This window comes from Paenibacillus whitsoniae, assembly GCF_003955665.1.
In the GTDB taxonomy this organism is placed as follows: domain Bacteria; phylum Bacillota; class Bacilli; order Paenibacillales; family NBRC-103111; genus Paenibacillus_E; species Paenibacillus_E whitsoniae.
Genome location: NZ_RXHU01000115.1, coordinates 1 through 25,272 on the forward strand (window position 1 = coordinate 1; position 25,272 = coordinate 25,272).

25 protein-coding genes are annotated in these 25,272 nt (G+C 53.9%); 7 read left to right on the forward strand and 18 right to left on the reverse strand.

Features of this window, described 5'->3' with window-relative positions:
• The 3 genes from EJQ19_RS32285 to EJQ19_RS29145 all read left to right on the forward strand — a co-directional run.
• The coding region (locus tag EJQ19_RS32285; RefSeq protein ID WP_206438505.1) for a hypothetical protein at nt 1–236 on the forward strand (236 nt) is incomplete at its 5' end.
• 20 nt (nt 237–256) lie between these two features.
• A complete protein-coding gene (locus EJQ19_RS29140; RefSeq protein ID WP_126144752.1) occupies nt 257–1,213 on the forward strand; it encodes an ABC transporter substrate-binding protein in 957 nt (318 codons plus the stop codon).
• A gap of 73 nt (nt 1,214–1,286) precedes the next feature.
• Complete coding sequence (locus EJQ19_RS29145) at nt 1,287–2,933, forward strand: AraC family transcriptional regulator (protein ID WP_126144753.1); 1,647 nt, start codon at nt 1,287–1,289, stop codon at nt 2,931–2,933.
• A gap of 50 nt (nt 2,934–2,983) precedes the next feature.
• On the opposite strand, the gene EJQ19_RS29150 is transcribed toward EJQ19_RS29145, so the two are convergent.
• From EJQ19_RS29150 to EJQ19_RS29175, 6 genes are all read right to left on the reverse strand, one after another.
• A complete protein-coding gene (locus EJQ19_RS29150) occupies nt 2,984–5,413 on the reverse strand; it encodes a 3-keto-alpha-glucoside-1,2-lyase-like domain-containing protein (protein ID WP_126144754.1) in 2,430 nt (809 codons plus the stop codon).
• 95 nt (nt 5,414–5,508) lie between these two features.
• On the reverse strand, nt 5,509–6,390 hold the full coding sequence (locus EJQ19_RS29155; protein WP_126144755.1) for a carbohydrate ABC transporter permease: 882 nt from the start codon (nt 6,388–6,390) through the stop codon (nt 5,509–5,511).
• Between the two features lie 18 nt (nt 6,391–6,408).
• Nucleotides 6,409–7,311, reverse strand: coding sequence for a carbohydrate ABC transporter permease (locus EJQ19_RS29160; protein ID WP_126144756.1), 903 nt, complete (start codon nt 7,309–7,311; stop codon nt 6,409–6,411).
• A gap of 145 nt (nt 7,312–7,456) precedes the next feature.
• On the reverse strand, nt 7,457–8,827 hold the full coding sequence (locus tag EJQ19_RS29165) for an ABC transporter substrate-binding protein (RefSeq protein ID WP_126144757.1): 1,371 nt from the start codon (nt 8,825–8,827) through the stop codon (nt 7,457–7,459).
• Nucleotides 8,828–8,916: 89 nt separating this feature from the next.
• Entirely contained in the window at nt 8,917–10,521 is a 1,605-nt protein-coding gene (locus EJQ19_RS29170; protein WP_164716810.1) for a response regulator, read from the reverse strand.
• Nucleotides 10,499–12,292, reverse strand: coding sequence for a sensor histidine kinase (locus tag EJQ19_RS29175; protein ID WP_241243135.1), 1,794 nt, complete (start codon nt 12,290–12,292; stop codon nt 10,499–10,501). Before EJQ19_RS29175 ends, EJQ19_RS29170 begins: the two co-directional genes overlap by 23 nt.
• Before the next feature lie 435 nt (nt 12,293–12,727).
• Between EJQ19_RS29175 and EJQ19_RS29180 the strand changes: the two genes are divergently transcribed.
• Nucleotides 12,728–14,161 carry an MFS transporter gene (locus EJQ19_RS29180; protein WP_126144760.1) on the forward strand — a complete coding sequence of 478 codons (1,434 nt, stop codon included), beginning with the start codon at nt 12,728–12,730 and terminating at the stop codon, nt 14,159–14,161.
• Between the two features lie 372 nt (nt 14,162–14,533).
• On the opposite strand, the gene EJQ19_RS29185 is transcribed toward EJQ19_RS29180, so the two are convergent.
• The 5 genes from EJQ19_RS29185 to EJQ19_RS29205 form a co-directional block, all read right to left on the reverse strand.
• Nucleotides 14,534–14,977: a DoxX family protein gene (locus EJQ19_RS29185; RefSeq protein WP_126144761.1), complete on the reverse strand. Its 444-nt coding sequence runs from the start codon at nt 14,975–14,977 to the stop codon at nt 14,534–14,536.
• A 39-nt stretch (nt 14,978–15,016) separates the two neighbouring features.
• Nucleotides 15,017–15,610, reverse strand: coding sequence for a TetR/AcrR family transcriptional regulator (locus tag EJQ19_RS29190; protein ID WP_126144762.1), 594 nt, complete (start codon nt 15,608–15,610; stop codon nt 15,017–15,019).
• Nucleotides 15,611–15,787: 177 nt separating this feature from the next.
• Nucleotides 15,788–16,369 (reverse strand): isochorismatase family protein, encoded by a 582-nt coding sequence (locus EJQ19_RS29195; RefSeq protein ID WP_126144763.1) that lies wholly within the window; start codon nt 16,367–16,369, stop codon nt 15,788–15,790.
• Between the two features lie 27 nt (nt 16,370–16,396).
• Complete coding sequence (locus EJQ19_RS29200) at nt 16,397–17,503, reverse strand: AbrB family transcriptional regulator (RefSeq protein ID WP_126144764.1); 1,107 nt, start codon at nt 17,501–17,503, stop codon at nt 16,397–16,399.
• Between the two features lie 71 nt (nt 17,504–17,574).
• A complete protein-coding gene (locus EJQ19_RS29205) occupies nt 17,575–17,979 on the reverse strand; it encodes an Rrf2 family transcriptional regulator (protein ID WP_126144765.1) in 405 nt (134 codons plus the stop codon).
• Nucleotides 17,980–18,131: 152 nt separating this feature from the next.
• On the opposite strand from EJQ19_RS29205, the gene EJQ19_RS29210 reads away from it, so the two are divergent.
• Both EJQ19_RS29210 and EJQ19_RS29215 read left to right on the forward strand, forming a co-directional pair.
• Nucleotides 18,132–18,581, forward strand: a complete 450-nt coding sequence (locus EJQ19_RS29210) for a MerR family transcriptional regulator (protein ID WP_164716812.1) — start codon at nt 18,132–18,134, stop codon at nt 18,579–18,581.
• 1 nt (nt 18,582) lies between these two features.
• Nucleotides 18,583–19,839, forward strand: a complete 1,257-nt coding sequence (locus tag EJQ19_RS29215) for an MFS transporter (protein WP_126144767.1) — start codon at nt 18,583–18,585, stop codon at nt 19,837–19,839.
• A 457-nt stretch (nt 19,840–20,296) separates the two neighbouring features.
• On the opposite strand, the gene EJQ19_RS29220 is transcribed toward EJQ19_RS29215, so the two are convergent.
• The 3 genes from EJQ19_RS29220 to EJQ19_RS29230 form a co-directional block, all read right to left on the reverse strand.
• Nucleotides 20,297–20,971, reverse strand: coding sequence for a PDDEXK family nuclease (locus EJQ19_RS29220; RefSeq protein WP_126144768.1), 675 nt, complete (start codon nt 20,969–20,971; stop codon nt 20,297–20,299).
• Between the two features lie 115 nt (nt 20,972–21,086).
• Nucleotides 21,087–21,626, reverse strand: coding sequence for a cupin domain-containing protein (locus tag EJQ19_RS29225; protein ID WP_420901707.1), 540 nt, complete (start codon nt 21,624–21,626; stop codon nt 21,087–21,089).
• A gap of 131 nt (nt 21,627–21,757) precedes the next feature.
• Nucleotides 21,758–21,916, reverse strand: a complete 159-nt coding sequence (locus EJQ19_RS29230) for a hypothetical protein (protein ID WP_056616564.1) — start codon at nt 21,914–21,916, stop codon at nt 21,758–21,760.
• Between the two features lie 144 nt (nt 21,917–22,060).
• On the opposite strand from EJQ19_RS29230, the gene EJQ19_RS29235 reads away from it, so the two are divergent.
• Nucleotides 22,061–22,525 carry a NucA/NucB deoxyribonuclease domain-containing protein gene (locus EJQ19_RS29235; protein ID WP_164716815.1) on the forward strand — a complete coding sequence of 155 codons (465 nt, stop codon included), beginning with the start codon at nt 22,061–22,063 and terminating at the stop codon, nt 22,523–22,525.
• A gap of 57 nt (nt 22,526–22,582) precedes the next feature.
• On the opposite strand, the gene EJQ19_RS29240 is transcribed toward EJQ19_RS29235, so the two are convergent.
• The 4 genes from EJQ19_RS29240 to EJQ19_RS29255 form a co-directional block, all read right to left on the reverse strand.
• Complete coding sequence (locus tag EJQ19_RS29240) at nt 22,583–23,398, reverse strand: ABC transporter permease (protein ID WP_126144769.1); 816 nt, start codon at nt 23,396–23,398, stop codon at nt 22,583–22,585.
• Complete coding sequence (locus tag EJQ19_RS29245; protein ID WP_126144770.1) at nt 23,395–24,426, reverse strand: ATP-binding cassette domain-containing protein; 1,032 nt, start codon at nt 24,424–24,426, stop codon at nt 23,395–23,397. Before EJQ19_RS29245 ends, EJQ19_RS29240 begins: the two co-directional genes overlap by 4 nt.
• 124 nt (nt 24,427–24,550) lie before the next feature.
• Nucleotides 24,551–24,988 (reverse strand): SRPBCC family protein, encoded by a 438-nt coding sequence (locus tag EJQ19_RS29250; protein WP_126144771.1) that lies wholly within the window; start codon nt 24,986–24,988, stop codon nt 24,551–24,553.
• 26 nt (nt 24,989–25,014) lie between these two features.
• The coding region (locus EJQ19_RS29255) for a VOC family protein (RefSeq protein ID WP_206438506.1) at nt 25,015–25,272 on the reverse strand (258 nt) is incomplete at its 5' end.

The window sequence follows — 25,272 nt, forward strand, 5'->3', positions numbered from 1 at the left end:
AGATGTGTATAAGAGACAGAAGCGGCACGGGCGAGGTCGGCCTGCATCCGCAGTTGCTTCCCCCGCCCAACAGTCGCCTGCCGCCCGCCACACCTCCGCCCATAAGCACTCTCCTCAAACGAACTTATACCATCGTGCTCCGTATCCGCCTAAAAACAGCATTTTTACATATTCACAAAAGGAGGTCTGTCCAGTATACTTCAATTAACGATAATGATTATCAGTATCAACAATAGAATCAGGGGGAAGTTCCATTATGTTTTCAAGAAGGTTTATCCATGTGTCAGCGGTGCTGCTCGTTTCTTCGCTTGTTATGGCGGGGTGCGGTACAGGCGCAGCCGATTCCACAAACGCCGGGTCACCGACGGCGACAACGCAAGCCACGGCAGCGCCGAAAGAGCGCATCCTCAAGGATGCGATGGGCCACGAAGTGAAGGTGCCGGCGGAGCCGAAGCGCGTGATTGCGCCGTTTCTGGAGGACGGCTTGACGGCGATTGGCGTGAAGCCGGTTGCGCAGTGGTCGGCGAACGGTGCTCCGCAGCAATATTTGCAAAATACGCTCAGCGGCGTGCCGATTTTGGATATGATAGGCGGCCTCAAGCCGGAAGGGACACTCAGCCACAGCCCGGATCTCATTATTTTAGCGGCACCCTCCTATATCAAAGCGGGTACGTATGAGGATTTTTCGAAAATTGCGCCGACTTACGTGCTCTCTAACGACGAAAACGACTGGAGAGGCAATGTGGCCAAACTGGGCGAGGTGCTGGGCAAGACGAAGGAAGCGGATGAAGCGATCAAGAAGTACGACGAGAAGGTCGCTCAGACAAAGGACAAAATCCAAAAAGCTGTCGGCAACAAATCGGCGGTACTGTACCAATCGGCAGCGGAAAAGGGGTTCAAATTGTTCGGGGCGAACTTCTATAGCGGGAAGCTGCTGTACGGAGGCGTTGGCTTCAAACAGCCGAAGCTGCTGAAAGGCGACTACGATTCGTATTCGCTGGAATCGCTCGCACAGCTGGATGACGTCGATTACATCTTCGTCTTGTCGGGTACCGGCCGTCCCAAGCCGCCAACGGACAATCCGCTGTGGCAGAAGCTGCCGGCTGTGCAGCAAGGTCACGTCTACGAGGTCGATTCCGGCCACTGGTTCAACCAGAACGTGATCGCGAATCAGTTGATTTTGGACGATATTGTACGTAATCTTGTCAAATAACTGCAAGTCGCAGGACGGGGACAGCGCTTAAAGCTCCCGTCCTTTTACGCTTGTCAGGCAGGGAGGCAGCCTCATGAACGTTGAACGCAGACAGCAAGAAACCGAGGAGGAGTTGTTGGCGGCGACCTGGTTTAAGCTCACGGATGTCGAGCATATCGTGTACCGGGATTTGAACTGGCCCGCCGAGCGGGATTTTATAACAGCGGATTCGTATATTTTGCTTGTGTCCGACGCGCAGGAAGGAAGGTTGATCGTGAGCGGTCAGTTTGTGCCGCTTAAGCCTGGCACCGCTTATATTAGCAAGCCGGGGCAGCTGCTGGAGCTCGGGCTGCAGCCGGAGGACGAGCGGGGCGTGTACTTGCTGCGTTTTCAAGCGTTTCGTGTGGCGCAGGCCCAGGCTGAGAACTGCTCCGCACTCCTGCCGATCCATGCGCTCCCCGGCGAAGGAGAGGCGATTCCCCTGGCGCCCGCAGCCGCCGTGCAGCTCGCGAAGGTGGTCTATACCCACTTTCAGCAGGGGCACCCCGCAGGCCGGCTGCGCAGTGAAGCGGGCTTGTACGAGCTGTTAAGCCTGGTGCTGCACAATCAGGCGCACAAGACCGCCATGGCGCTGGACTACGCCAAATACGTGTTGGAGCGCAATTTTACAGAGGAAATGACAATTGAGAGCTTGGCGGCGACGGCGGGACTGAGCCGCTTTCATTTTATGCGGCTGTTCAAAGAGAAGTTTGGCAAAGGTGTCATTGAATACGTCACGGAACTGAGGCTCCGCAAAGCGAAGTCGCTGATGCGCGAGTGGTCTAACGCCTCATTGCGTGAAATTGCGTATCAGGTTGGCTACAAAAATGAAATGTACCTTAGCAACATGTTCAAGAAACATATGGGCATGGCGCCGGCCGCATACATGAAAAACAGCAAACTGAAAGTAGCCGCATACAGTTGGGTAAATATCGGACAGCTGCTGGCTTTGCAGGTCATTCCCTATGCAGCGCCGATGGACCAATACTGGACGGACGATTACCGCAATAAATATGCGTTTGACGTTCAGGTGCCGCTTAGCCATCACTATGACTTTAATCGGCGTGCACTGGAGCAGGCGAAGCCCGATTATATCATCGGCATCGATTGGGTCCCGCCGGAGGAGCAGATGAGGCTGGGGAGCATCGCACCTGCGTTGTTTTTGCCGTGGCAGGTCGGCTGGCGTAAACAGCTTCAGGAGGTTGCAGCATTCATCCATAAAACAAAGGAAGCAGCCAAGTGGTTGCACAACTACGATCGCAAAGCTGCGGAGCTGAAAAGGGCGCTAGAGCCCCAGCTGGGGGATCGTCCTGTGCTTATCGTGCTGATCCATCTCAAACAACTGTTGGTATGGGGAAGAGCTGCCGCAACCGTTTTTTACGATGATTTGGGGCTGAAAGCGCCGGATCAACTTCCAATCACGCCATGGGTGAAAAAGATAGAACCCGCTCAGCTCGCCGCTTATGAAGCCGGGCACATGATCCTCCATGTCGCCAAGGATGCGGTTTCAGAAGCAACTTGGAAAGATCTCGCGAAGCTGAGCGTCTGGCGCGAGCTGCCCGCCGTGCGTCAGGGGAACGTCACCACGACCAGCGGCATCGCGGGCATCGAAGCGCCGTGGAACGAATATTCCGCGTTCGGACAAGAGCGGCTGTTGCACCATGTGTCATCGATGTTCGAGGCGGCTGATGCGCCGATATAAAAAAAGACGATACGTGCAGAACAAGCGTCTGCAGCATATCGTCTTTTTCATTAATTCACGCTAACCTCGTCAAAGCTGGCCGTCTGCTTATACGTGCGGAAGCCGATCTTGCCGGAGGCAATCGTGCTGTCCGTCACAGAGATCAAAGGAACGCCGCCTACATAGCCTGTAATCGAGCTGCCGCTCAGCGCAAGCTTCAACGTGTACGTCGTGCCCGCGTTCACGGTAAGCGGGGCGTCCTGAAGCAGGGTAAACGTGCCTCCGGACTTTCTATACAGCTGTACGAAGTCGTCCGTGGTCACACGGAACAAATAGTAATTGTCCGCATCCTGATACCGGGCGATCACACCTGAAGCATTGAAAGAAAGCGCATCATACAGCTTCACGTTCGCCTGAACGGTATAGTTGCTCCAAGCACTGTTCCCTGTCACTGTCACAGCCTCGCCGCCGGTCGCCGTCTGCTTGTAGACGGAACTGCCGTCCGTCACAACGTTCCAAATGCCTGTGGTCGGCGTCCATGAAAAGGCATCTCCGTCCTCGAAGTTATCCGCGTATGGCAGGCTCAGCACGACAGCGACATTGTCGATGCTCGCGGTTTGGTTGTACGTACGGAAGCCGATGCGGCCTGCAGAGATCGTGCTGTCGCTTGCGGATACCATCAGGGCGCCGTTCACATAACCGGCAAGCGAGCTGCCGTTCATCAGAAGCTTTAACGTATAGGACGTGCCGGTGGTGACTGTCATTGCCGTTTCCTGCAGCAAGGTGAAGGTGCCGGCAGATTTCCGATACAGCTGCGCTTTGCCCGTCGTCGTCAGCCGGAATAAATAATAGTTGTCGTTATCCGCATAGCGGCCGACGATGCCTGAGGCGTTGTTCGCGATGCTGTCGTACAGCTTCACTGTCGCTTCCAGGCTGTAATTGCGCCATGCGGAGCTGTCGCCGACAACCGAGAGCGACTCGCCCGATGTGGCGGTCTGTTTGTACACCTTGGACGCCCCGTCCGTCACAACGTTCCACGTGCCGTTCACTGGCGTCCACCCTCCGGCGGTGCCATCCTCGAAGCTATAATTAAACGGATCGCCCGGTGCTGGAGCCGAAGGTACAGGATACGCTTGATTCGTCAGCGTGTACTTGTTTTGCCCCATCATCCACTTCGTCAAATAATCCCGGCCCGCAAATTGCGCAACCCATTCCTCGCGCCCGGCATACGTGTCCTCCGCGGCCGCTTCATAGGTGTGCCCATCGGTATGACCGGCACGGTTCTGCATATCGAGCACCATTTGGGCATGGTAAGGCTCCCAGTAGCTGCCCTTCTGGCTGGCGAGCGTGTCGAAGCCAAATGCCGCAGCCGTCGCATCGATAAAAGCGAACTGCATCCGCCGCATCGTGCCCCAATCGTTGCCCTGCGGATAATAGATCGTGGACGAGTCGTCCACATAAATCGTGCCGCCGGGAGATCCATAGGGAGGAGAGGCAAAATTCAAGTCGACGAGCGAATCGTATACGACGTCCGCATTAAACAGGAACGCCTCCGGCGTCGGCTTGCCCGCGAGCGTATACAAGAGCGGCGCGTTAAACAGTTGGGTAATCGACGTCATGTAATCGGGATGAATGATGTTATGGTTGACCACGGTGCCGTCTTCATTGGCATTGGAGCCGTTTAGCCATTGCGCGACCGTCTTGCCGTGAAGCACGCGCGTGCTTGTCGTATCGGACGGACGAGAATAGGCGGAGATCATCAGCTCGATGTTTTTGTTCATCCATAAGGACCAGTTCGGGTGATCGGGCATCATGGCTGTAGCAAGCTGCAGCAGCGAGGAGTTCCATGCGTTTTCTTCCCCCTTCGTATCGCCGGCGGAGATGATGGTGCCGGATTTGTTACGGTAATAAGGGACGGTGTAGCTGTTAAAACGATTCGCTTCGTATTCCACCATCGTGCGCACATATTCGCGGTCTGTGGCGGACAAGTCGTCCCATAAAATATAGCCGGCTGTTCCGGCCAAGTACGCCCAGAACGCGGTCTGCCAGCCGTTGCCCCAACCGGACGCAGTCGTTACTTTGTGCCGGTAGGCGAGGGAAGCGGTCAGCTTCTTGGCGATTGCCAAGGCGTTCGCTTGCGTGACACCAGTGGCCGAAGCATCATAAGCGCCGGTCTTGAGCGAAATCGCAAGCGCAAGCGCTTCGCTGGCTGGCGGGCGGATATTCGGCTCATCGACGCCGCCGAACGTCAGATACGCGCCGCTTTGCGCGGTAAAGCCTTTGTTTGTCCACCATGTCGTTAGCGCGTATTTGTTGCTGTTCAGCAGAAGTGTGCGGACGCGGAGCGAATTGCTGTCAGTAGGATTGCCAGCGGTGAAGGAGCTCCAGTCAATCGGCACGACGGCTATGCTTGACGCTTCTGCACGGTGGGCAGGAAAGGCGCCAAGCAGCAGAGCGGCGGCGAGGAGCCCTGTGAACCATTTGCGGAAGGAAATCATCATACAGCCTCCTTGGACATCAATTAGCGTATGGGTTTCTCTCCATGCAGAGGCTAATGTGCCTTGGTGCAATTGCGATCCTTCTCTCTATCACGCAATCATCCTTTCAAGCCGGAGCTGGCCACCCCCTCGACGAACCATTTTTGACAAACTATGACTACGATAAGGACCGGCACAAGGGCCGATACGGAAGCCGCCATCATCAGGACATAATTTGTTCCAAATTCTTCCACATAACTCGTGAGTCCGAGCGGAATGGTGTACAGAGGTTTATCACGCAGCATAATGAGCGGGTTCTCGTAATCGTTCCAATGCCACGTAAACGACAGAATGAGCAGCGTAACAATTGCCGGTTTCGTGAGCGGCAGACAGATTTGCCAGAAGTTGCGCCAGTAGCCTGCGCCGTCGACCCGGCCGGCTTCCAGCAGTTCGTTCGGCAGCGAAGAGAAAAATTGGCGCATCAGGAACGTCCCGAATACGGTGAAGAGGCCCGGCAAAATCAGCGACGTATGCGTGTTGATCAGATGCAATTGATCGAAAAGGATGAAGCGGGGAACGAGCAGCACCTGCCCCGGAATCATCATCGTCGACAAGTACAGCAGGAACAGGAAGTTGCGGCCTTTAAATCGGATTTTGGCAAAGGCGAAGCCGGCCATGGCGCTCGTAAACAGATTGCCGGCGACCGTAATCACGGTAATTTTGATAGAGTTCCAGTAGAAAATATAGAACGGATCGGTGCCGCCCCACACTTTTTGATAATTTTCCCAATGCCACGTCTTCGGAATCCATTCGATCGGATAATTGAACACCTCGCCGTTAATTTTAAATGAGGTGGAGATCATCCAGAGGAACGGCATGATCATGAGAATGGCGAAGCCGAACAAGAGGACGGTCATGATCGTTTTTAGCCACAGGCTCCCGCCTTTGCGTTTCGTCAGAGAAGCCGATTTGGTCGTTTCGATAGAATAAGATGTTGCCATGCGAGATCGCTCCTTTGCTTAGAAATGCTGCTGCCAGCGTTTTTGGCTCTGCCATTGAATGAGCGTAATGATGAAAATGATGGCGAACAGCACCCAAGAGACGGCAGCCGCATAGCCCATTTTGTAGAAGCGAAAGGCGAGCAGGAAGATGTGATAGGACAGCACCATGGTCGAATCGATCGGACCGCCTTGCGTCATGACGGCGACGGGACCGAACACTTGGAACGACCAGATAATCAGTGTGATGGTGATGAGGAACGTCGTCGGCGTCAGCATGGGAACCGTAATTTGAAAAAACTGCCGTACGTTCGACGCGCCATCGATCTCCGAAGCTTCGTACAAATCCTTGGAAATCCCCTGCAAGCCGGCGAGATAAATGACCATGGCATATCCAATGGTGACCCAGACGGACATGATAATAATGGCGATGAGCGCAGATTTGGGGCTCGATAGCCAGCCTGGCGTATTTTGGATGCCGATCGCATGCAGGAATTGGTTAATCGGCCCGTTGGAAGCCCGGTACATGATGCTCCAGATGACGGAGACGCCGACGAGCGAGCTGACATAAGGAAGGAAAATCAGCGTCCGCAATGTCTGTTTGAAGAACACGTATTTATTCAAAATGACAGCTAGCAGCAAACCTAAAATAATGGACGCCGGCACGGAGACCAATGTGAAAATCGTATTATTTTGCAGCGCCTTAATAAATTTCGGATCATGCGGAAGCGCTTTAAAATTATCCAGGCCGACCCATTCAATGCCTGCGAAGCCTTTGAGATATTCCCAATCGACAAAAACAAGATACAGACTGAATAGAATTGGCAGCAGGATAAACACGAGATACCCCGTGAAATTGGGTAAAATGAAGAGATAACCGGCAAGGTTTTCCCTGAACTTGGACGTCTGCCAGAATGGTTTCATGTGCCTTACACCCTTTCCTGAACGGTTGATATCTTAACTTTACCAAGCATGCAAGCGAAAACCCATAGCATATTCATGACCGTTTCTGCATTTTCATTGAAAAACCTCCGGGTAGAAGCGGCCCGGAGGTTGACGTAAAGCAAAACTATTTTTTCGCGCCTTTAATCGTGTCGTCTGCGCGTTTTTTCATTGTCTCCAGCGTTTTGTCGATTGGCTGGGCGCCGAGCAAATATTTCTCCATTTCATCCTTGTACACCGCAGTCAATTCGGTTGGCACCGGCACGTTGTAGGACGTTGGGAACGTGTAGCTGCCAGCGAGCAGCGCTTTCAAGGAATCTTCGTCGATCAGATCTTTCGCGTCGCCGATGAGGATGGAGGCGATTTTGGCTGGATCGGCTTTCTTGTTCGTTGGAATGCGTCCGCCCGCGACCATCGCCATGTTGCCTTCCTGCAAGTACCAGGACATGAACTTCATAGCCGCTTCTTTGTTCTTGCTGTTTTTGTTGATGGACATGTAGTCGCCCATGCCGCCGCCAGGGTTGATGTTGCCGCCTGCTTTAAACTGCGGGTAAGGTGCGAAAGCCACTTTGAAGTCGTGAGGGAAACTCTTCGTATCTTTAATGTAGCGGATAATGTAAATTTGCGACGCCGCCATGGCCGCTTTGCCTGTGAGTAGTTCGTTTTGCACCGTAATTTTACCCGCTACGGCTTCGGAGTATTTCATCATCACGCCTTTGCTTTCGAGCGATTGCTGCATCTCGAGGCCTTTCTTTATAGCGGGGCTGTTAAAGTTCGATGAGCCGTCAGCCGTAATGAACCAATCTTGCGGTTTATCGGTTTGCAGAACAAGGTCGCCGAAGGAGGCAAGGGCAGGATCCAGCATGGTGCCTTTCATTTCGCCTTTATTCAGTTTAGTAGCTAGCGCCGCGAAATCGTCCCAAGTCCAGGCTGTCGGCAGCTTCTCGCCGGATGCGTCCAACGCTTTTTTGTTGAAGAGAACTGCGCCTACGTTTTTATTGGCAGGCAGATAGTAATATTTTCCGTCCGGGAATTTCTTAATATTTTCTGCTCCGATCGTGCCGTTGACGTCAAAGCCGACTTTCGCGATCAGATCGTCGAGCGGTTCCGCCATGCCGGCGGACTGGCGCTTCGTCATTCTGGCATCGCCGTAGCTCATGAAAATGTCCGGTGCATCCGTATTCGACAGCAAAGCCGTCTCCAGCTTCAAGTTGCCGGGATCGTCGTTGACAAATCGTGTATATTCAACCTTGATGTTCGGATTCGCTTTATTCCAGTTATCGACCGCTTCTTGCGGACCGCTTTCCGGCGGAACGCCTCCCCAGAATTTCAGTGTAATCGTTTTTTGATCCGGCGTTGCCGCTGCAGTGGCTGCTGCCGTCGCTGCCGGTGCCACGGAGGTGGAAGCGGTTGGTGTTGTTTCAGTTTTGGAGCAGCCTGCGAGGAAAACGCTTGCAGCAAGTGCAAGTGAGGCGCTGTAGCCTAGTGCTTTCTTCATGTGTTCATCCCCTTATCTTTTGGTAATGTCATCGTAATCCATTCGCTTCCAAATGAACACGGAGGATTCTTTACGAAGTAAGCATAATTCTATGATGTTCGCTGTCCGCCAAAATAGAGCTTGCGAAATTCGGTCGGATACATGCCTTCCATTTGCTTAAAGCTGCGAGAGAAATGGTTCGGGTCGGCATAGCCGATCATCTCGGAAATTTCGAAAATTTTATAATCCGGATTTTTCAGCAGCTCGCGCGCATTTTTCATCCGTACGGCGGTTATGTAGTCTGTGATGGTTTTGCCGGTTTCCTTCTTAAAAAGAATGCTTAAATAGTTCTCGGTGTACCCGACCGTGCTAGCCAAGTCCGCTACCTTCAGCGGAAAATTGTAGTTCTCCATAATTTGCTTGATCACAAGCTGAATCTCGGGGCGGAGCTTTTCCTTGCCGTGCTGGCGCTTGTATGCCAGAAAGACCGGAATCCAGCCGACGAACCAGTCAGTGAGATCCTGCAGCGTCTCGGCGGTACGAATGACGTGGTACGGGTACTGCTGCTCATGCAGCGTGACGGAGTAGATATCGCCGCCATCCGCCTTCAAGCTGCGCGCAAACAGATGAAACAGGCTCAGCCATTGCTCGCGTACGACCGTGGGAGGAAGTGCGCTTTGCTGCATGAGGGATGCCGTCCACGTCAAGATCCGCGCCTTCATGCCTTCCGCATCCTGCGCATCGATAAGCTTCGACCATTCCTCTTCGTCCCAAGGCTCCGTCATGGCCGGAGCAGCAGACAGCTTTAGCTCCTCATACTGCACGATGCAGGCGCGCCCATAATAAAAGCGGTAGCTCAGCGCGCAGTCGGCTTTATCGTACGCTTCATGGAGTGCGAACATATCCGTCATGGCGGGGGAGACGCCGATTGTTACTGAAATTTTCAGAAAAGCCTGCACCGCATGCTGCATTTCAACAAGCATATTCGGGTCTCGCTTGCCTGTCAGAATGCAAAATTTGCCGCCTTCAATTTCCACGAGTTCGCCGTTGTCGTATTTTTTTAAAATTTCGCTGAGCACATTTTTGACCGTATAGGAAAGCAGACGGTCGCTTTGAAAACGATTGTTTTGCGTCAGCTCGTCATATTTCTCGATTTGCACGACTGCCGCCGAAAGCGGGGCTTCAAGCTGCTCCAGCATGAATTCCCGGCGCATTTGCGCAATCTCATTCCGTGAAGCATGACCCAACAGCAGCTCTCGCAGGCGCTTTTCCTTCACTTCGCCGCTGTATTCATGCACTTTTTGCTCCAGCTTGGACAGCGCCGCTTGTTCTTGCTGCTCCTGGCTAATTTGCTCGCGCAGTGTGCGCAGCTTTGCCATCAGCTCGGACGGGTTGATCTCCAGCTTGGTGACGTATTCTACGGCACCAAGGCGAAGTGCCTGCTGCACATAGGCAAAATCGTGATGGTTGGACAAGATCAGGCATTTGATATGGGGCCACCGTTCACGAATTTCCTTCAGCAGCGCGAGCCCGTCCATTTCGGGCATGCGAATGTCAGTCAGCACAATGTCGCACGGCTGATCTTCAAGGATTTGCAGCGCCTCTAAGCCGCTCGCCGCTTCCCCGATGACCTGGAAATCGTCCTGGTCCCGGGGAATAATCGTTTTGAGTCCGATGCGTACCAAAATTTCATCATCCACGATCAAGATGCGCATGCTCCGCATCCCTCCTTTTTATAGGCAGCATTAATTGAAGATGAACGCCTTCGTCCGGTTTGCTCGAAATTTGCATACCGTACTGGCTGCCGTAGTGCAGCTTGATGCGTTCGTTCACGTTGCGGATGCCGATGCCGCTGAATTTGGCGTGAGGCTGATGGAGCGTCGCTTCGACCTCCTGAATTTTCTCCTCGCTCATGCCGACGCCATTGTCCTGCAGGGAAATCAGAAGCTGATCCCCCTGCGCCTCGGCGATCAGCTCAATATGAAGCGGGAAGCGGTTGCCGTGAAGAATACTGTTTTCTACCGCAGGCTGGAGCGTGAATTTGAGCATCTCGCAGTCTAGAAGCGGCTCGGGAATCGTATATGAGAAAGTAATTTGATCATGGTAGCGGATTTCCTGCAAGCTCAGGTAAACCTGCAAGTAATCGAGCTCCTCCCGGAGCGTGACAAACTCTTGTTCATTGCGCATCGTAAAATTCAGCAGCTTGCCCAGCTTCGTAATCATTTCACTGACGTGCTCGGCGCCGGAGAGGAGGGCCATCCATTTGATCGAATTCAGTGTATTCAGCAGAAAATGCGGATTGATCTGTGCCTGTAGCGCCTGAAACTGCGCTTTCTGTTTGCGGCGCTGCTCGTCGTACAGGTCGTTGATGAGATTTTGCAGATGATGCACCATCTTGTTGAAATTGCTGCCGAGCATCGCCATCTCGTCCTCGCCCTTAATCTGCACCGAGGTGTTGAACTCGCCTTTTCCCACTTTGTTCATCGATTTGGCCAGCTGTTTGAACGGGCTTGTGACGCGCAGCATCAGCATAATGAAGGCAATGGTAAAAAGCAAAAACCACGCCATAATCCACGAGATGGATTTGTCCTTTTCCCGGCTCAGCTGTTTGGCGAAGTCCGCCTGATTCATGAACTGCACGAGATGCCAGCCTAGCTGCGGCACATCGGCATCGTTGACTAGGTATACCTTGTTGTCCACGGTAATCTCCTGCATGCCGCTGCTGTTCGTTCGGATGCTCTGAAGCGAGGCGTCTGCGAGAGCCTGATTGCTGTTCGTCCGGCCCAACAGCAACCGCTGTTGGTCGTCGTACAGCAGGGTCGTGATGCCTTCCGCTTGTTGGCTCGCGAGCTCGGAAGCGGAATAGAAGAAAACCGAGATCGGCACGCCAATAAAAAACGTTCCATAATTGCTTGTATAATTGCCGTTAATTTGCCTCGTCATTAAGACGAGATTCGCGCTTGTCGCGCCGGTTTGGAGGGTATACGGGACAGTCCAGTACGGAAAGCCGCTGTGCGCCATCGTCGGAGCGAACCAGCTTTCCTTGGCGAAATCCAGAGGATCCGCCTTGGCTACGGCCGACCAGGTCGTATGCGTGTAGCCTCGATTATCGTAGATGCCGATATACGTCGAATAGTCGAGGAGGAGGTCTTTGATGTTGGACATTTTTCGCTGCAAGTTGGTCAGCCGTTGGAAGCTGAGATAATTATCGGACCAGTCGGGCGGGTCTTTCAAAAACTTCTCCGTTTCCGGATCGTTGATGATCAGCGAGGAGGCGGAAATCATGCGGACGGCCATATCGTTCATGGCACTCGCTTTTTGCGTGGCGGCGGCTTGATTGGACTGGTTAAGCTGCACTTGCACGATGTGCTCCGAATTCCGATAGAAGCGGTACAGAATGATGACGACGGGAAGAATAATCAGCAAGAACAGGGACACGAGAATCTTGCCCCGCAAAGTTTTGAGTGGGCTGCGCAGCAGTCGCATAGAGGTCACCGTTCCATGGAATTTTCCCAGAGAGAGGAATTGCTTCTATCATACAACGAGAACTCGGGTGACGCTAGGCGTGCAGGGAAACAGGAAGGAAAGAACAAAGAAAATGACGGAAAGAGCAAAGAATTTGCGAGAGGGTTGGGGGAGGGCGTGGTATCAAAGCCTGCAGAAAAGCAGGAATGTTCCTCTTCCCGCTGCTGATTCCACGAAATGCCTGCAATTGCGCAGGTATTTTCGTCGAGCATCCTTTTTTTGATTGAAACTGGCCCAAAAAACTGCTTTATTGCAGGCTTTGCTATGGAGCGAATTGATGGGGAACTAACGGGGTGTTCACCTATGATTGATCTTTACATGATTTGTACTTAGAATGAATAAAAAACGGCGTAATTCAAGTTAACATTATCCTATTCTTAGATAAGGAGTCGTGTTATGTTCCAACTTCCTGCTACATCGGGCTTGCTTTCCGCATGGCTTGGCCCTCATAGGGATGTTCAGCGCCTTCAGCTCGCCACGCTGCTGCGCAGCGTTGGACAAGGACTGGCGCTGGTCGACATCACCCTGTTCCTGAAGGAACTGGGGTGGAGCGGGGGCGCGATCGGCGCGGTGCTCGCCCTCGCAGGCTTGCTGCGAACCGTGCTGACGCTGTTCACGGCTGAGCTCGGCAGGCTGCTTGGCGCCAAGCGCTGCCTGCTGCTGTTCGAAGGGCTCGTCCTGCTCGGCGCGGTGCTCGCGGTGTTCTTCTCGCAGCAGCTTGTGCTCGACGCTGCGTTCATGTTGTCCGGCCTCGGCGGCGGACATGCCGGGACGGGCGGGCCCATGGCGCCGATCGAGCGGCGCTGGCTGGCGGCGTATGACCGGAAGAAGACCGGTCATGTGTATCACACGAACGCGCTGCTAAGCTGCGCGGGGCTGGGGGCAGGCTGCCTGCTGGCGTGCCTGCACGTGGTATGGAGCGGCCTGTTGCCCGGCGCCAGCGGCTACAGGCCGATTTTCCTGCTGCTCGTTGCGCTTAGCGCGGGCAGCCTTGTTTTGCTGCTCCGCCTGCAGGGCGGCGAGCGGAAAGTGCCGCCGCCGGCTGCTTCGCAGGCGGAGCCAGCAGCCGGCAAGAAGGCGAACGACTTCGCGCTGTTCGCCGGTATGGTGCTCGGCGCGCTGATCATCGGCGGCCTGTTCGCGCTGTTTCGGCGGCTCGGCTGGCACGAAGTGTCGCTGTACGCGCCGATTGTGCTGTTTCTCGTCCTGCTGCTGATTCCGAATCTGCGGCTGCTGGTTCGGCGTTCGGGCGCTTCCGGCGAAGCGAAGAGGACGGAAGAGCTCAAGCAGTTGGTGACGCAGCTCAGCGGGGTGGCTGGAGGCCTGACCAGTACGATGACGTCGTACTGGTTCGCCGTGAAGTTCGAGGCGTCGCCGGGCTGGATCGGCGTCGTGATGGGCCTCTCTTACCTCGCAGCGGGAGGCTGGTCGTATTTGGCACCGAAGCATGCTGAGAAAATCGGCACCGTGCGCGTGGTCGTCATTCTGCATCTGCTCGCGATTGCCTGCCTGCTGGCCCTGCCGTGGACGACATCGTTCTGGGTAGCGGCTTTGCTGGAAATCGGCTGCACCGCCTGCAATCTCGGGACGCGCGGCAACCGGACCGCGATGCTGATGGAAGAGGCGCCGCGCGGCAAGCGCTCGCTGATCGCGAAGATGAACTATGTCATCCTTCGCTTGGGCGCGGTGCTCTGGCCCGGCGCGTTCGGTAAGTTCATCGACGCGGGGCGAATGGTCGCACCGTTCTACATCATCGGTGCGCTGCAACTGCTGGCGACGTACTTGTTTGCCGGCGTGTACGGAAAAGGACGGAAGCCCTCGCCGATGTAAGACCTGACATGCTTAGGGAGCTTTTTTTAGGCAAGAGGAGCGTAGTGACGCTATTTTCAAGAATTCGGCTTATTTGTGTTGCCAGCGGAACGAGAAGGTCTTATTTGCACCTATTTGGGGGGAAATGGACTGCTAGCTAGGGGGTGAAATAAGGTCAGCTCGTTCCGCTTCTGGCGGAAAGCTGGATCATTCATCGAAATAGCAGCGTGTAGTTCCGTAATCAGGGGGATGTGGAAGAACAGTAACAAAAGCATGATTTGTCATCAAGGCAAGAAAACGATTGAAACTGTGCGTTCCATAAACAAGCGGCAGTCTAGGATATTTTCAAGTCCTAGAGTGCCGCTTGTTCACTGAAAAAGGGTACAGTTTTGCCTACACCAACGGCGAAGCCAGCACCACGGCAGCGAGAAAAACGAGCTGCAACACGCTGCGCAAGAGCAGCCCGGGCACAGGTGTGCCGGCGATGGTGAGGCGATGTTTGGCTGCGTAGACGTTGGCGGGAAACATCGCCAGGAATAGGAGTACGAGGCAGAGCGAGCTCGCAAGTGAAAGAGCGGGCAGCAGGATGCCAATGGCCCCCGCAATTTCAAGGATGCCCGTTAAGGTAACGATTAGGGCCGGATTGGGAAAAGCCGGGGGGACCATGCGGATGAGATCTGCCCGCCTTTTCCCCCAATGTGCAGAGGCAGTCAGCAGCAGCATCAGCGCGACGGCGGCTTGCAGCGCGTGCTGCCAATTGTCGAAGTAGCCTGCACCAAGCCAGCCGATACAGCGAAACAGGACGAACGATGAGACTAATACGATAAAAGGTGCCATTTTACTTTCCTCCTTGATCATTTGGTTGGAAGCTTGCGTTTACGCCTTCAAGATGCGTGTCATAAAGCCCGAAAGCTTTTCCGCCAGATTCCCGGCGCTTCGACCGATCGGCAGCATGGAGCGGACGCGGAGTCCGAGGGTAAGCAGGACAAACGTTTCGGCGGTCTCGTCGGCGTCCAGGGAAGGCTGAATAACGCCATGCTGCTGGCCTGCGATAATCCACATTTTCGAATACCGGATGGACTGCTCATAAAATTGCTGCAGTGCTTCCGCGACTGCGGGATCCGCTTCTTTGCCGAGCAGGTAAATGAACACTTTGTTGGTGACATCGCCGGGATCCGTCATCGACTTCATGCCGTTCGCAATGCGCTGCATAGGCCCTTCAAAAGTGGCCGGCTCCTGCTCGGCCGCGGTTTGAAACTGTTCGTTCGTAGATTCAAGCCGTTCCTGAAGCACCCAAGCGAAAATCTCGTCTTTACTTTTGACATAGTGGAAAATAGCGCCTTTCGACAGGCCGGACCGTTCCATGAGGTCCTTCATGGTCAACGCTTCGCAGCCTTTTTCGGCGATAAGCGCTTTGACGGCCGTCAGCAAGCGACTGATTGTCAGTTCGCGGCGTTCTTCGTTTTTCATGATGATTAGCCTCTTTCAAATGGAGTTGATAGGCTTATTATACAAACAGACCATCGGTTTGTAAATGTATTTCGAAAAATGAAATTCCGTCCTCCCAACCTCCGGCCAATAGGAATTGAAAAAGCCGCCTGAAAGCCGATGGGGCGGCTTCCAAGCAGCTCATATAGAACTACGTACTTAATTCGCCGCGTTCTCAGCGACTTCCGCAAGGAATTGCTCGGAGGTTCTGCTTCGGCCGATCCGCGGGAAGATGAATTTGCACGTCGCGTCGTGCTCATCTTGCGAAGTGCTCATCATGCCGTCCGTGAGAAAAATCTGGTTATAACCATGCTGAAACGCTTCGCGTGCCGTCATCTCGACGCCGATATTGGTGGAGATGCCGCATAACACAATCGTATCGATACCGCGACGGCGCAACTGCAAGTCCAGGTCGGTGCCGAAGAAGGCTCCCCAATTGCGCTTCGTGACAATATGGTCGCCTTGGGTTACGCCAAGCTCCGGCACGAACTCCGCCCAATCTGCAGGGAGCGAAGGAGTGCCGCTTGCTGCAGGCTGATCCGTGATCGGCGTCAAGCGATCGCGGCCATCCAGGAAATCGACATTGACAAATGTGATAAAACCGCCCTTTTCCCGAAAAAGGCGAACAATCGGCGCGACTTTATCGATGACGCCCTGCGCGCCAGGGATGCGGGTGATGCCTTTTTGCAGGTCGATGATGACCAGCGCTGTTTTTTGAAAATCGAGTTGAATCGGGTTCATGGGTAAGTTCCTCCGTGTACGATAGATTTAAGTTGCCTTTTTACGAGGCGCCCGTTGGGAAGTACTATATTTAAAAAACAACCGCAGAAGCGGCGGCACCGCAAAGAAAATAAAGAACGTTCGAAACACCTGGTAGCCTGCAACAATGGACAGATCGGCGCCGATTTCATGCGCGATGATCCCCATCTGATCCATCCCGCCGGGAGCCAGGCTGAGCAGAGCGGTTGACTGGGTGACCGGCTGAAAGCTCGCGAACAAGGCGCTGAGCCCGAAGGAGCCGATGACTAACAAAAGGCCGGAGACGACCGCGAGCGAAATCGTTTGGAGCTTGCGATCGAGCTGGCCGGGCTTGAGCATTAGACCGACGTTAACGCCGATCATCACCTGCGCCGCGCAGATGAGCAGGGATGGCAGCGGCGGACCGTGCACGCCAAGCAATTGCAAGGCGGCTGTGCCTAGAGCGGGCCCCAGAAAAAATGCGGTCGGAAATTTAATCCGATCGCCCAGCAGGACGCAAGCGGCGCTTACCGCGGCGAACAGCAAAATGTTTGGGAACAAGCCGCTCCACGTCGCGGAGGAGGCTGCTGAGATGGCGGCATCCGCCACGCCCGATCTATGGTTCCCCATGATTGGACTAAACACGAGCAGCGGAACACATACTACGATCATCATGAGCCTAATCACCTGCGTAATCGTGACGATCGTCAAGTTAATCCCCTCGGTCTCTTCCGCTAAAATGACCATTTGTGTCAGTCCACCCGGAATGCTGCCGAGCAGGGACGTTTTGAAGTTGACGCCAGACAGCTTGGAAACCAGATAAGCGAGAGAGCCGCATAACAGCATTAACAGCACGGTCATTCCAATCATAGAGGGCAGTTGAATAGCCATTTGGTGCAGCGCGGCAGCGGTTAGGGAAAGGCCGATCGTATAACCGACAATGCCCAAGGCGACATTGCGGAACTGCCCGGGCCATCGATAACGGTCTTTGAAAATGCTAGAGCCGATCAGAACGGCGATCATCGGTCCTAGCATCCAGGGAATGGGGATGTGCAGCAAGCGGAATACATAGCCGCCAATCAGTGCAGTAGCGAGTGAGGTCAGAACTTTGACCGCTTGCTGAATTCTGGGGCTCATGGCAAGGAGCACCTTCTTTCCTATTTGTAAAAAAACTGTGAATTAATTTGCACAATTTAGGTGAAAAAAATTTACTCAATCAGACTCGCTAAGGTATAGGTGCCGAGAATCCGGGTTACCTGCGTATTAATATCGCCCATGAGCTGCTGAAAAGCATGATTGACCTTTTGACCGAACAGATGGTCTCCCGTCGTATCCAGCATGCGATCCCAGATCGGTTCCTCGTCATGGAGCGCAGCATAAATTTGCATAAGCGTAATTTGATCCGGCCGTCTGGCGAGTTGGTAACCGCCGGTTCGGCCTTGCCTCACTTCGATTATGTCCGCTTCGCGCAGTTGGGATAAAATTTTACGTAGCGCCGTCGGCTCGCAGCGGATCTGATCCGCCATTTCCGAGCTGGACAGCTGCTCGTCGGGATGGATGGCAAGCACGATCAGGGCTTGCAGGCCAAAGCCAAACCTTTTTAATTGTGCCACGCGGGATCGACCTGCCTTTGCGTAAATATTATCTGTGCTGATTTTAGCACAAATTATATGCGGGAGCAAATTTTCAAAAGTTAACGTTGACGTTAACGTTAAATCGAGTTAATATTTAAGCGTAGCACATGCTGAGCGGAAGGGAGTTTCATATGGATACATTTAAAATTGATGATGTAGCGAAAGCAAGCGGTTTGACGAAACGTACGATTCGCTATTGGGAAGAGATTGGGCTGCTAATGGCGCCTGAGCGAAGCGAAGGCGGCATGCGGCTCTATACGAGGCAGCATCTCGAGCGGCTGCAGCAGATTATGAAGGCACGCGATGTTCTGGGCTACACCCTTCAGGAAATTCAGGAATTCGTTGCTATCCGCGAGGAACTGCTCAATCATCGGCAAACGTATCTGAACGTTGAGGACCAGGAGCAGAAGAAGCAGGAACTGCTGGAAATGAAGCGCATTGTGTCCCAACAGATTGAAATGGTTGATCAGAAGCTTGAGACTTTGAATGAATTCCGCAAAGAGCTGGATCATATGACCACGCGGATTGAGAACGGACTTGTCCAGCTGCAAACTACACCAAGAGAAGGAGATTCTAACTAACATGTCAGTCGCACAAAAATCTTCGGGAACGCTGCAACCGCGCAGCACATCTATGTTCAATCAACCGATGGCCGTCTGGGCGATCGCTTTTGCAAGCATTATTGCATTCATGGGGCTCGGCCTCGTCGATCCGATTCTACCCATGATGAAGGATCAATTGCATGCATCAGACAGCCAATTGACGATGCTCTTTACAAGCTACAACGCCGTCATGGCCGTCGCTATGCTGGTAACGGGTGTCATTTCCTCCAAGTTGGGGATTAAAAATATGCTCCTCAGCGGGATCGTACTGATTGCCCTATTCTCCGCGCTTGCCGGCAATGCAAGCAGTGTCACGGAAATTGCCTGGCTGCGGGCAGGTTGGGGCTTGGGGAACGCCTTTTTCGTAGCAACAGCTCTGTCCGGCCTCGTTTCACTTTCCCGTGCGGGTGTTGCGAAATCGATTATTTTGTTTGAAGTTGCCGTCGGTCTCGGCATTTCCGTAGGCCCTTTGCTCGGCGGCGAGCTTGGTGCCATCTCCTGGCGGGCGCCATTCTATGGCGTTGCCTGCTTGATGGTGATCGCTTTCTGCGCGATTTTCTTTATGATGCCTCGTAAGCCGGCCATCGCTAAAGCGCCAACCGCAGCAGCCGGCACACCGAAGAAAAAAGCCTCTTTGCTTGACCCGTTCCGCGCGTTGAAGAACCGTTCGCTCCTTATTTTCGGACTTGGTGCGATGCTGTATAACTTCGGTTTCTTTACCCTGCTGGTGTATGCGGCGTTAGTGCTCGGCCACCTGCATCATATGGATGTGCATGGACTCGGTTACGTGTTCCTGGGGTGGGGGTTGTGCTTGGCTTTTACCTCCGTGTTTACCGCGCCGACGCTGCAAAAGAAACAAGGCACCATTAAAGCGATGTGCGTTCAATTGCTGCTCTTCGCCGTCACGTTGTTTGCGATGGGATATTGGACGACGGAAAAAGCGGTTGTCGTGACGATGGTTATTGCAGCCGGCCTGTTCCTCGGCAACAACAATACGCTGATTACAACGGCTGTTATGAACGCCGCGCCTGTCGAGCGTCCAACCGCTTCCGCGGCGTACAGCTTCCTGCGCTTCATCGGCGGCGCGCTGGCGCCTTACTTCTCCGTGAAGTTCGCGGAGTGGTTCAACTTCCATGCACCGTTCTATATCGGCGGCGGTTTCGTCGTGCTAGCCGTGATCGTCATCTGGCTGAACAAAAAGCACCTGCAGCACGTCGATCACGCCGGCGGCCATTAATTGCACATACCTCCATGGGCATGAAGATGCCTATGGAGGTATTTTGGCATTGCGGGGGTCGGAATATGCGGAGGGAGGTGGGGATGCTGACTTACCGAATTCCCGTCCCATTCTCATTTCGTATTCCTGCTAGCAAGAGCTGATTCCTCCCAGCACGACCCGTATTCCTTCCAGCACGAACCGTATTCCTCCCAGCATGAACCGCATTCCTGCAAAAAGGCAGGAATTTTTCGAAACTAGCTTCGATTTTGAGGAAAGCCTGCGAGAAAGCAGTTATTTTATAAAAATACGCCCCTGCAGCCTGAATTTAGCCCAGAAGGCTGCTTTTTCGCAGGCATTTCACTTCAAAGCGCCTTTGTAGCAGCAAATTCCTGCTTTTTCGCAGGCATTTCCGCAATCTGCAAACGTTAATTTGTTTGCACGCCACCCACTCATACTCAAAGCTGCTCCTCGCTCACTACAGCCACAAGCCATTCTTCGCAAGTTGTCGGAGCTCATAACGTACAACATGTTTACTGTTGGGGCCTGCCACGGGGGAAAGTAACGATTTCGAGCAAAGTGACTGAAGCGTTTTGACTGCGGTGCGGTGACCGACGTGAAGGTGTTGTTCGACATCGATCGGACGTAAGGGGCGGGCAATCCTGTAAGCTAAACGGAGTGCTTCGCGTTCAACGGCATCCTGAAGATGTTGGGGTGTGCCGTCCCCTTGAAAGTAGCTCAGCACCATGCGCAAAAGTGAGACACACAATTCAGGCCGGTGCGCCACGTCATCGTAGGCGAAGGAAATAACGCGGTACCCCATGGCCGTTAAAAACGTTTCCCGATTCAGCTCATAGCAATAAGACTGTCTGTCCATGTCACGAACGTGAGGGCCGTAGCCTTTAATTTCAATCATAAGCTGCACCCCGGCAGTCAAATAGGCAAAATCGCAAAAAAATGAACGACCGCGCCAATCCAGCACCTCGAATTCGGGATGAAGGTTGTCGAACTGCCCTCGCAGCGGCCTCCAAACTTCACGGCAGAACAGCTTTTCAGCCTCCCGATGCCCGCGTTCGAGCCGCCCTTTGCGCTCCCCGGACCTCGCTTCCACATGCTTCTTCAGAAATGCCTCATGCGCCAATTCAAATTCCATCCAAGTTCCTCCTCTGAAAATAAAAAAACGCCCTGCCCCCATGATGGACATGGGCGTACAGGACGTTCTTCGTCTTTCCTTCAGTATACTTTGCACGAAGCCAGGAAGTAAACTTCTAAACCATCACAGGCACTCGGTCATATGCCAGCTGTTCGATAATCTCGCGGTGCTGCGGGTAGCAGCCGAGTAATTGTTCTTTCGTAAACAATTCGAAATCCTGAAAATCAAAGCCAGGCGACACCATGCAGCCGACAAGCGAGAAGGTGTCCGGTTCCATCACGGAAGAGCCGAAAATCGAATTTTTCGGCACGATGTACTGCGGGCGCTCGCCGCGCTCGAGGTCGAGTCCGAGCTTGACCTTTTCGTAGACACCGTCCGGGTGAATGACGTGAATCGTAAGTGGACTGCCGGCATGATAGTACCAGAGCTCGTCCGATTTTAAGCGGTGAAAATGAGAGACATCCTTAGACTCCAGCAGAAAATAAATGCTCGTATATAGCAGTCGGGTGCCCTTAAATTGCACGGACAACTCCCGATCCGTTATGCTTTCCTCCGCCTGGTACGTTCTCTTGTAGTAGCCGCCTTCCGGATGCGCTTCAAGGCCAAGCTTGGCGATCCAGTAGTCGGGTTTCGTCATCAACATGCGATTCTTCATTCCTTTATTCTCGTAATCGCACCATTATAATAGATTTTCCCTCGGGAAACAATCCAATAAAAAAGATTGCCACCCCGCAGCCGAGAAGGCTAAAGAAGCGGCAATCCGTTTGAATCCCAATCTCGCCAAACTTAGCGGTGCTCGACGAGGTCGATGGCCCCAAGAATCACATGAGCTACGCCAAAACCGAGTACCCCGACGCCTAGAAGCTTATACTTGCTTTTCAGCATTGTCGCACCGGATGCAGAAACAACCGTTCCTAATACAGCGGGTATCAATCCTTCACGCATGAACAACACTCCTTAGGTTGAAGTTTGGCAAGACAGCTTAGTTTGCCGCAGAAGAGCGTTTCTCATACCGTTTTACTGATTCATCGACTAGAAGATGAGCTTGGCGAACTCCTGTTCTGGAAGTATAATGAAAATGACAGCAAGATGAGGAGGAGAGAAGCGTTGAAGCGTGTGCGTTTGCGTATGAGAATGCCCGGATGGCTTCTGCTTGTGATCATCCTGATCGTGGCAGCGTACTGGGCGCTTTCCGAGTTCGAAGCTAATCAGCCTGCAATCGAGCAGGGTAATGTCGTGACGCTGGTGTTTCCCAAGGATCGTTACCCGGAAACCGGCGAGCACATCAAGTCGGCGATTGAGCGGGGCGAATCGGCAGAATGCACGATTGATCGGGAAGGCGCAGAGCACAATCGGGATTTATCGTTAAAAGGGGTTCCGACCAAAAAAGGCTATGACCGCGACGAATGGCCGATGGCAATGTGCGCGGAGGGCGGAGCGGGTGCCGATATCCAGTACGTCACACCATCCGATAATCGAGGCGCGGGCTCCTGGATTTCCAATCAGCTTGAGCCCTATCCGAACGGCACAAGAGTGCGAATCATTGTGAAATAAAAAAATCCCTCTTGCAGGTCAGAACGACAGTTCTAATCCGCGAGAGGGATTTTTTCCTTAGGTGCGGCGCATGTAGGCACGCACCGTGATTGGGGCAAAGATGGCGACAATGACGAGGGCGCCGATGAGGGAAATAACGAGATCCGAACTTACGGTACCCGAGCTGGTCAGCTGCCGGACGGCGGAGACGATGTGCGAGATCGGGTTGATTTTTACGAAAAATTGCAGCCAATTCGGCATCGTTTCCACCGGCACAAACGCGTTGGACAGGAACGTGAGCGGAAACAGAACCAGCATCGAGATGCCTTGCACACTGGAAGCCGTACGGGCGATGACGCCGAAGAAGGCGAAGATCCAGGAAACGGACCACGAGCAGAAAATGACGAGCAGTCCGGACAGCGCCACAAATTCGATGCCGCCTTCTGGTCGGAAGCCCATGATGTAGCCCATGACGAACGTCAGCACGGTTGCGATGGTGTAACGAACTGTATCGGCTAGCAGCGCTCCGGCAAGCGGAGCAATTCGCGCGATGGGCAGGGATTTGAAGCGGTCAAAGACGCCTTTGTCCATATCCTCTCGGAGCTGTACGCCGGTCACGATGGACGTGCCGATGACGGTTTGCACCAGAATGCCCGGGATAATGACAGGCAGATAGCTTGCCACATCGCCGGAAATGGCTCCGCCGAAAATATAAGTGAACATCAAGGTAAAAATGATGGGCTGCAGCGTCACGTCAAATAACTGCTCGGGTGTGCGGCGGATTTTTAAAATGCCCCGGTACGCCATAGTGAACGAGTTGCGGATCGATTGCCGGATGCTGGTATGATTCTTCAACGATCCGGCAGCACTGGTTTTCACAGCGGATTGGCTCATGCTTGGGCAGCCTCCATTTCTTTTGATGATGCTTGATTGTTTGCGGAATCCTTCTCGACGCCATGGCCTGTGATGGTCAAAAAGACTTCATCCAGCGTCGGTTTCTGCACGCTCATCTCCGAGAGCTTGATGCCTTTTTCACGCAGGGCGATGAGCAGGTCCGTGACGAGATCGGCGTCCGCCATCGGCGCCGTAATTTTAGCGGCTTCCGCGGTGACGGTGGACGGCACTTTCAGGATGTGCTCGACAGTTTCTCTCGCCGCGGCAATATCCAGCGGGCTTTCCACGCGCAGGTGCAGTGACGAGGTGCCGACGGACGCTTTCAGCTCGTCGGCCGTCCCCTCCGCGACGACATGGCCGCGGTCAATGACGGCGATCCGATCTGCGAGCTGATCGGCCTCTTCCAGGTACTGCGTCGTGAGCAGCACCGTCGAGCCTGTGTTCACGAGCCTGCGGATCGTGTCCCACATCTGCGAGCGCGTGCGCAGGTCGAGCCCCGTCGTCGGCTCGTCAAGGAAAATCAGCGGCGGCTGTGCGATCAGGCTCGCCGCAAGATCCAGGCGGCGGCGCATCCCGCCCGAGAAGTTTTTGAGCGGACGCTTCGCGGCTTCCGTCAAGCCGAATTCCTCAAGCAGCTCCGCAGACTTGCGTTTGGCTTCCGCCCGGCCAAGTCCGAGCAGCCGGGAAAAAATAATCAGATTCTCGGTGGCGCTCAGCGATTCATCGACCGAGGCGTATTGACCGGTGACCCCGATCAATTGGCGCACGATCTGGGACTCCTTCACCACATCGTGCCCGAAGATGCGAGCCGAGCCGCTATCCGGCCGCAGCAGCGTCGCCAGCATGCGGATCGTCGTGGTTTTGCCGGCACCGTTCGGGCCGAGCACGCCGTAGATCGAGCCGGCGCGTACGTTCAAGTCGACGCCGTCGACAGCGCGGTTGTCGCCGAAGACTTTGACTAATCCGCGCGCTTCTACCGCCAGATCGCCGTTGTTCGGCGCAAGTGCTTTTTTCTTTTGAAGTTCCATCGTTCGTTCCTCCAGCTTGAGTTGATAAGGAGATCGTAACGTACATTTTTAAACTGAATATAAACGGGGAACAGTAAAAAAACACAGTCCAAAGAACTGTGTTTATGCCTGCTGTTTATGGGGGCTAGCTCACGTTATGCGCGATGGCTTGCAGCACATCTTCCCAAATTCGCTTCATGCTTTCCCGTGTTTCAGCGCTGTCCAGATGCTCCTGATGAAAAGCAACCGTCGTCTGATCCGGTCGGTCGGAGAGCAGACGAATTTGCAACGTGGACGGTTTGGGCCACCCGTTTTTTTGCCATTTGAGCCGGACTTGCAGCGCGGGTTTCACGACAGTGAATTTCCCGGTCAGGCCCTGGCTGGATACAAAAGATTCACCAACCCCAATCGTCAGCGGTTCAGAGCGTTGTCCTAGCCATAAAGCCAGTCCTTCCGAAGACGTGAGAAAAGCCCATATGCGCTCGGGGGAAGTTGGCAGCGTCCGCCGAACCCCGATTTGAAAACCGACGTCTGCCGTTTTACCGACGACTTGTCCTGTTTGCGCTTCTGAATTGGCCGTCATACGAATCCCTGCTTTCTCTCAATTGGTTATTCTGCATTCTCCCATGCCGGATTCCAGACAACTTCCCATAAATGCCCGTCCGGATCCTGAAAATGTCCGCCATACCCGCCCCAGAACGTTTCATGGGCCGGATCGATCATGACCGCTCCCGCTTGGCGGGCTTGCTCCATGACGCTGTCGACTTCCGCTTTGCTGCCGACGTTATGGCCGATCGTCATCTCTGTTGCGCTTGGCGCAGATAAAGGCACTTTCGCTTCGTGAGCGAGATCGCGGCGGTTCCAAAG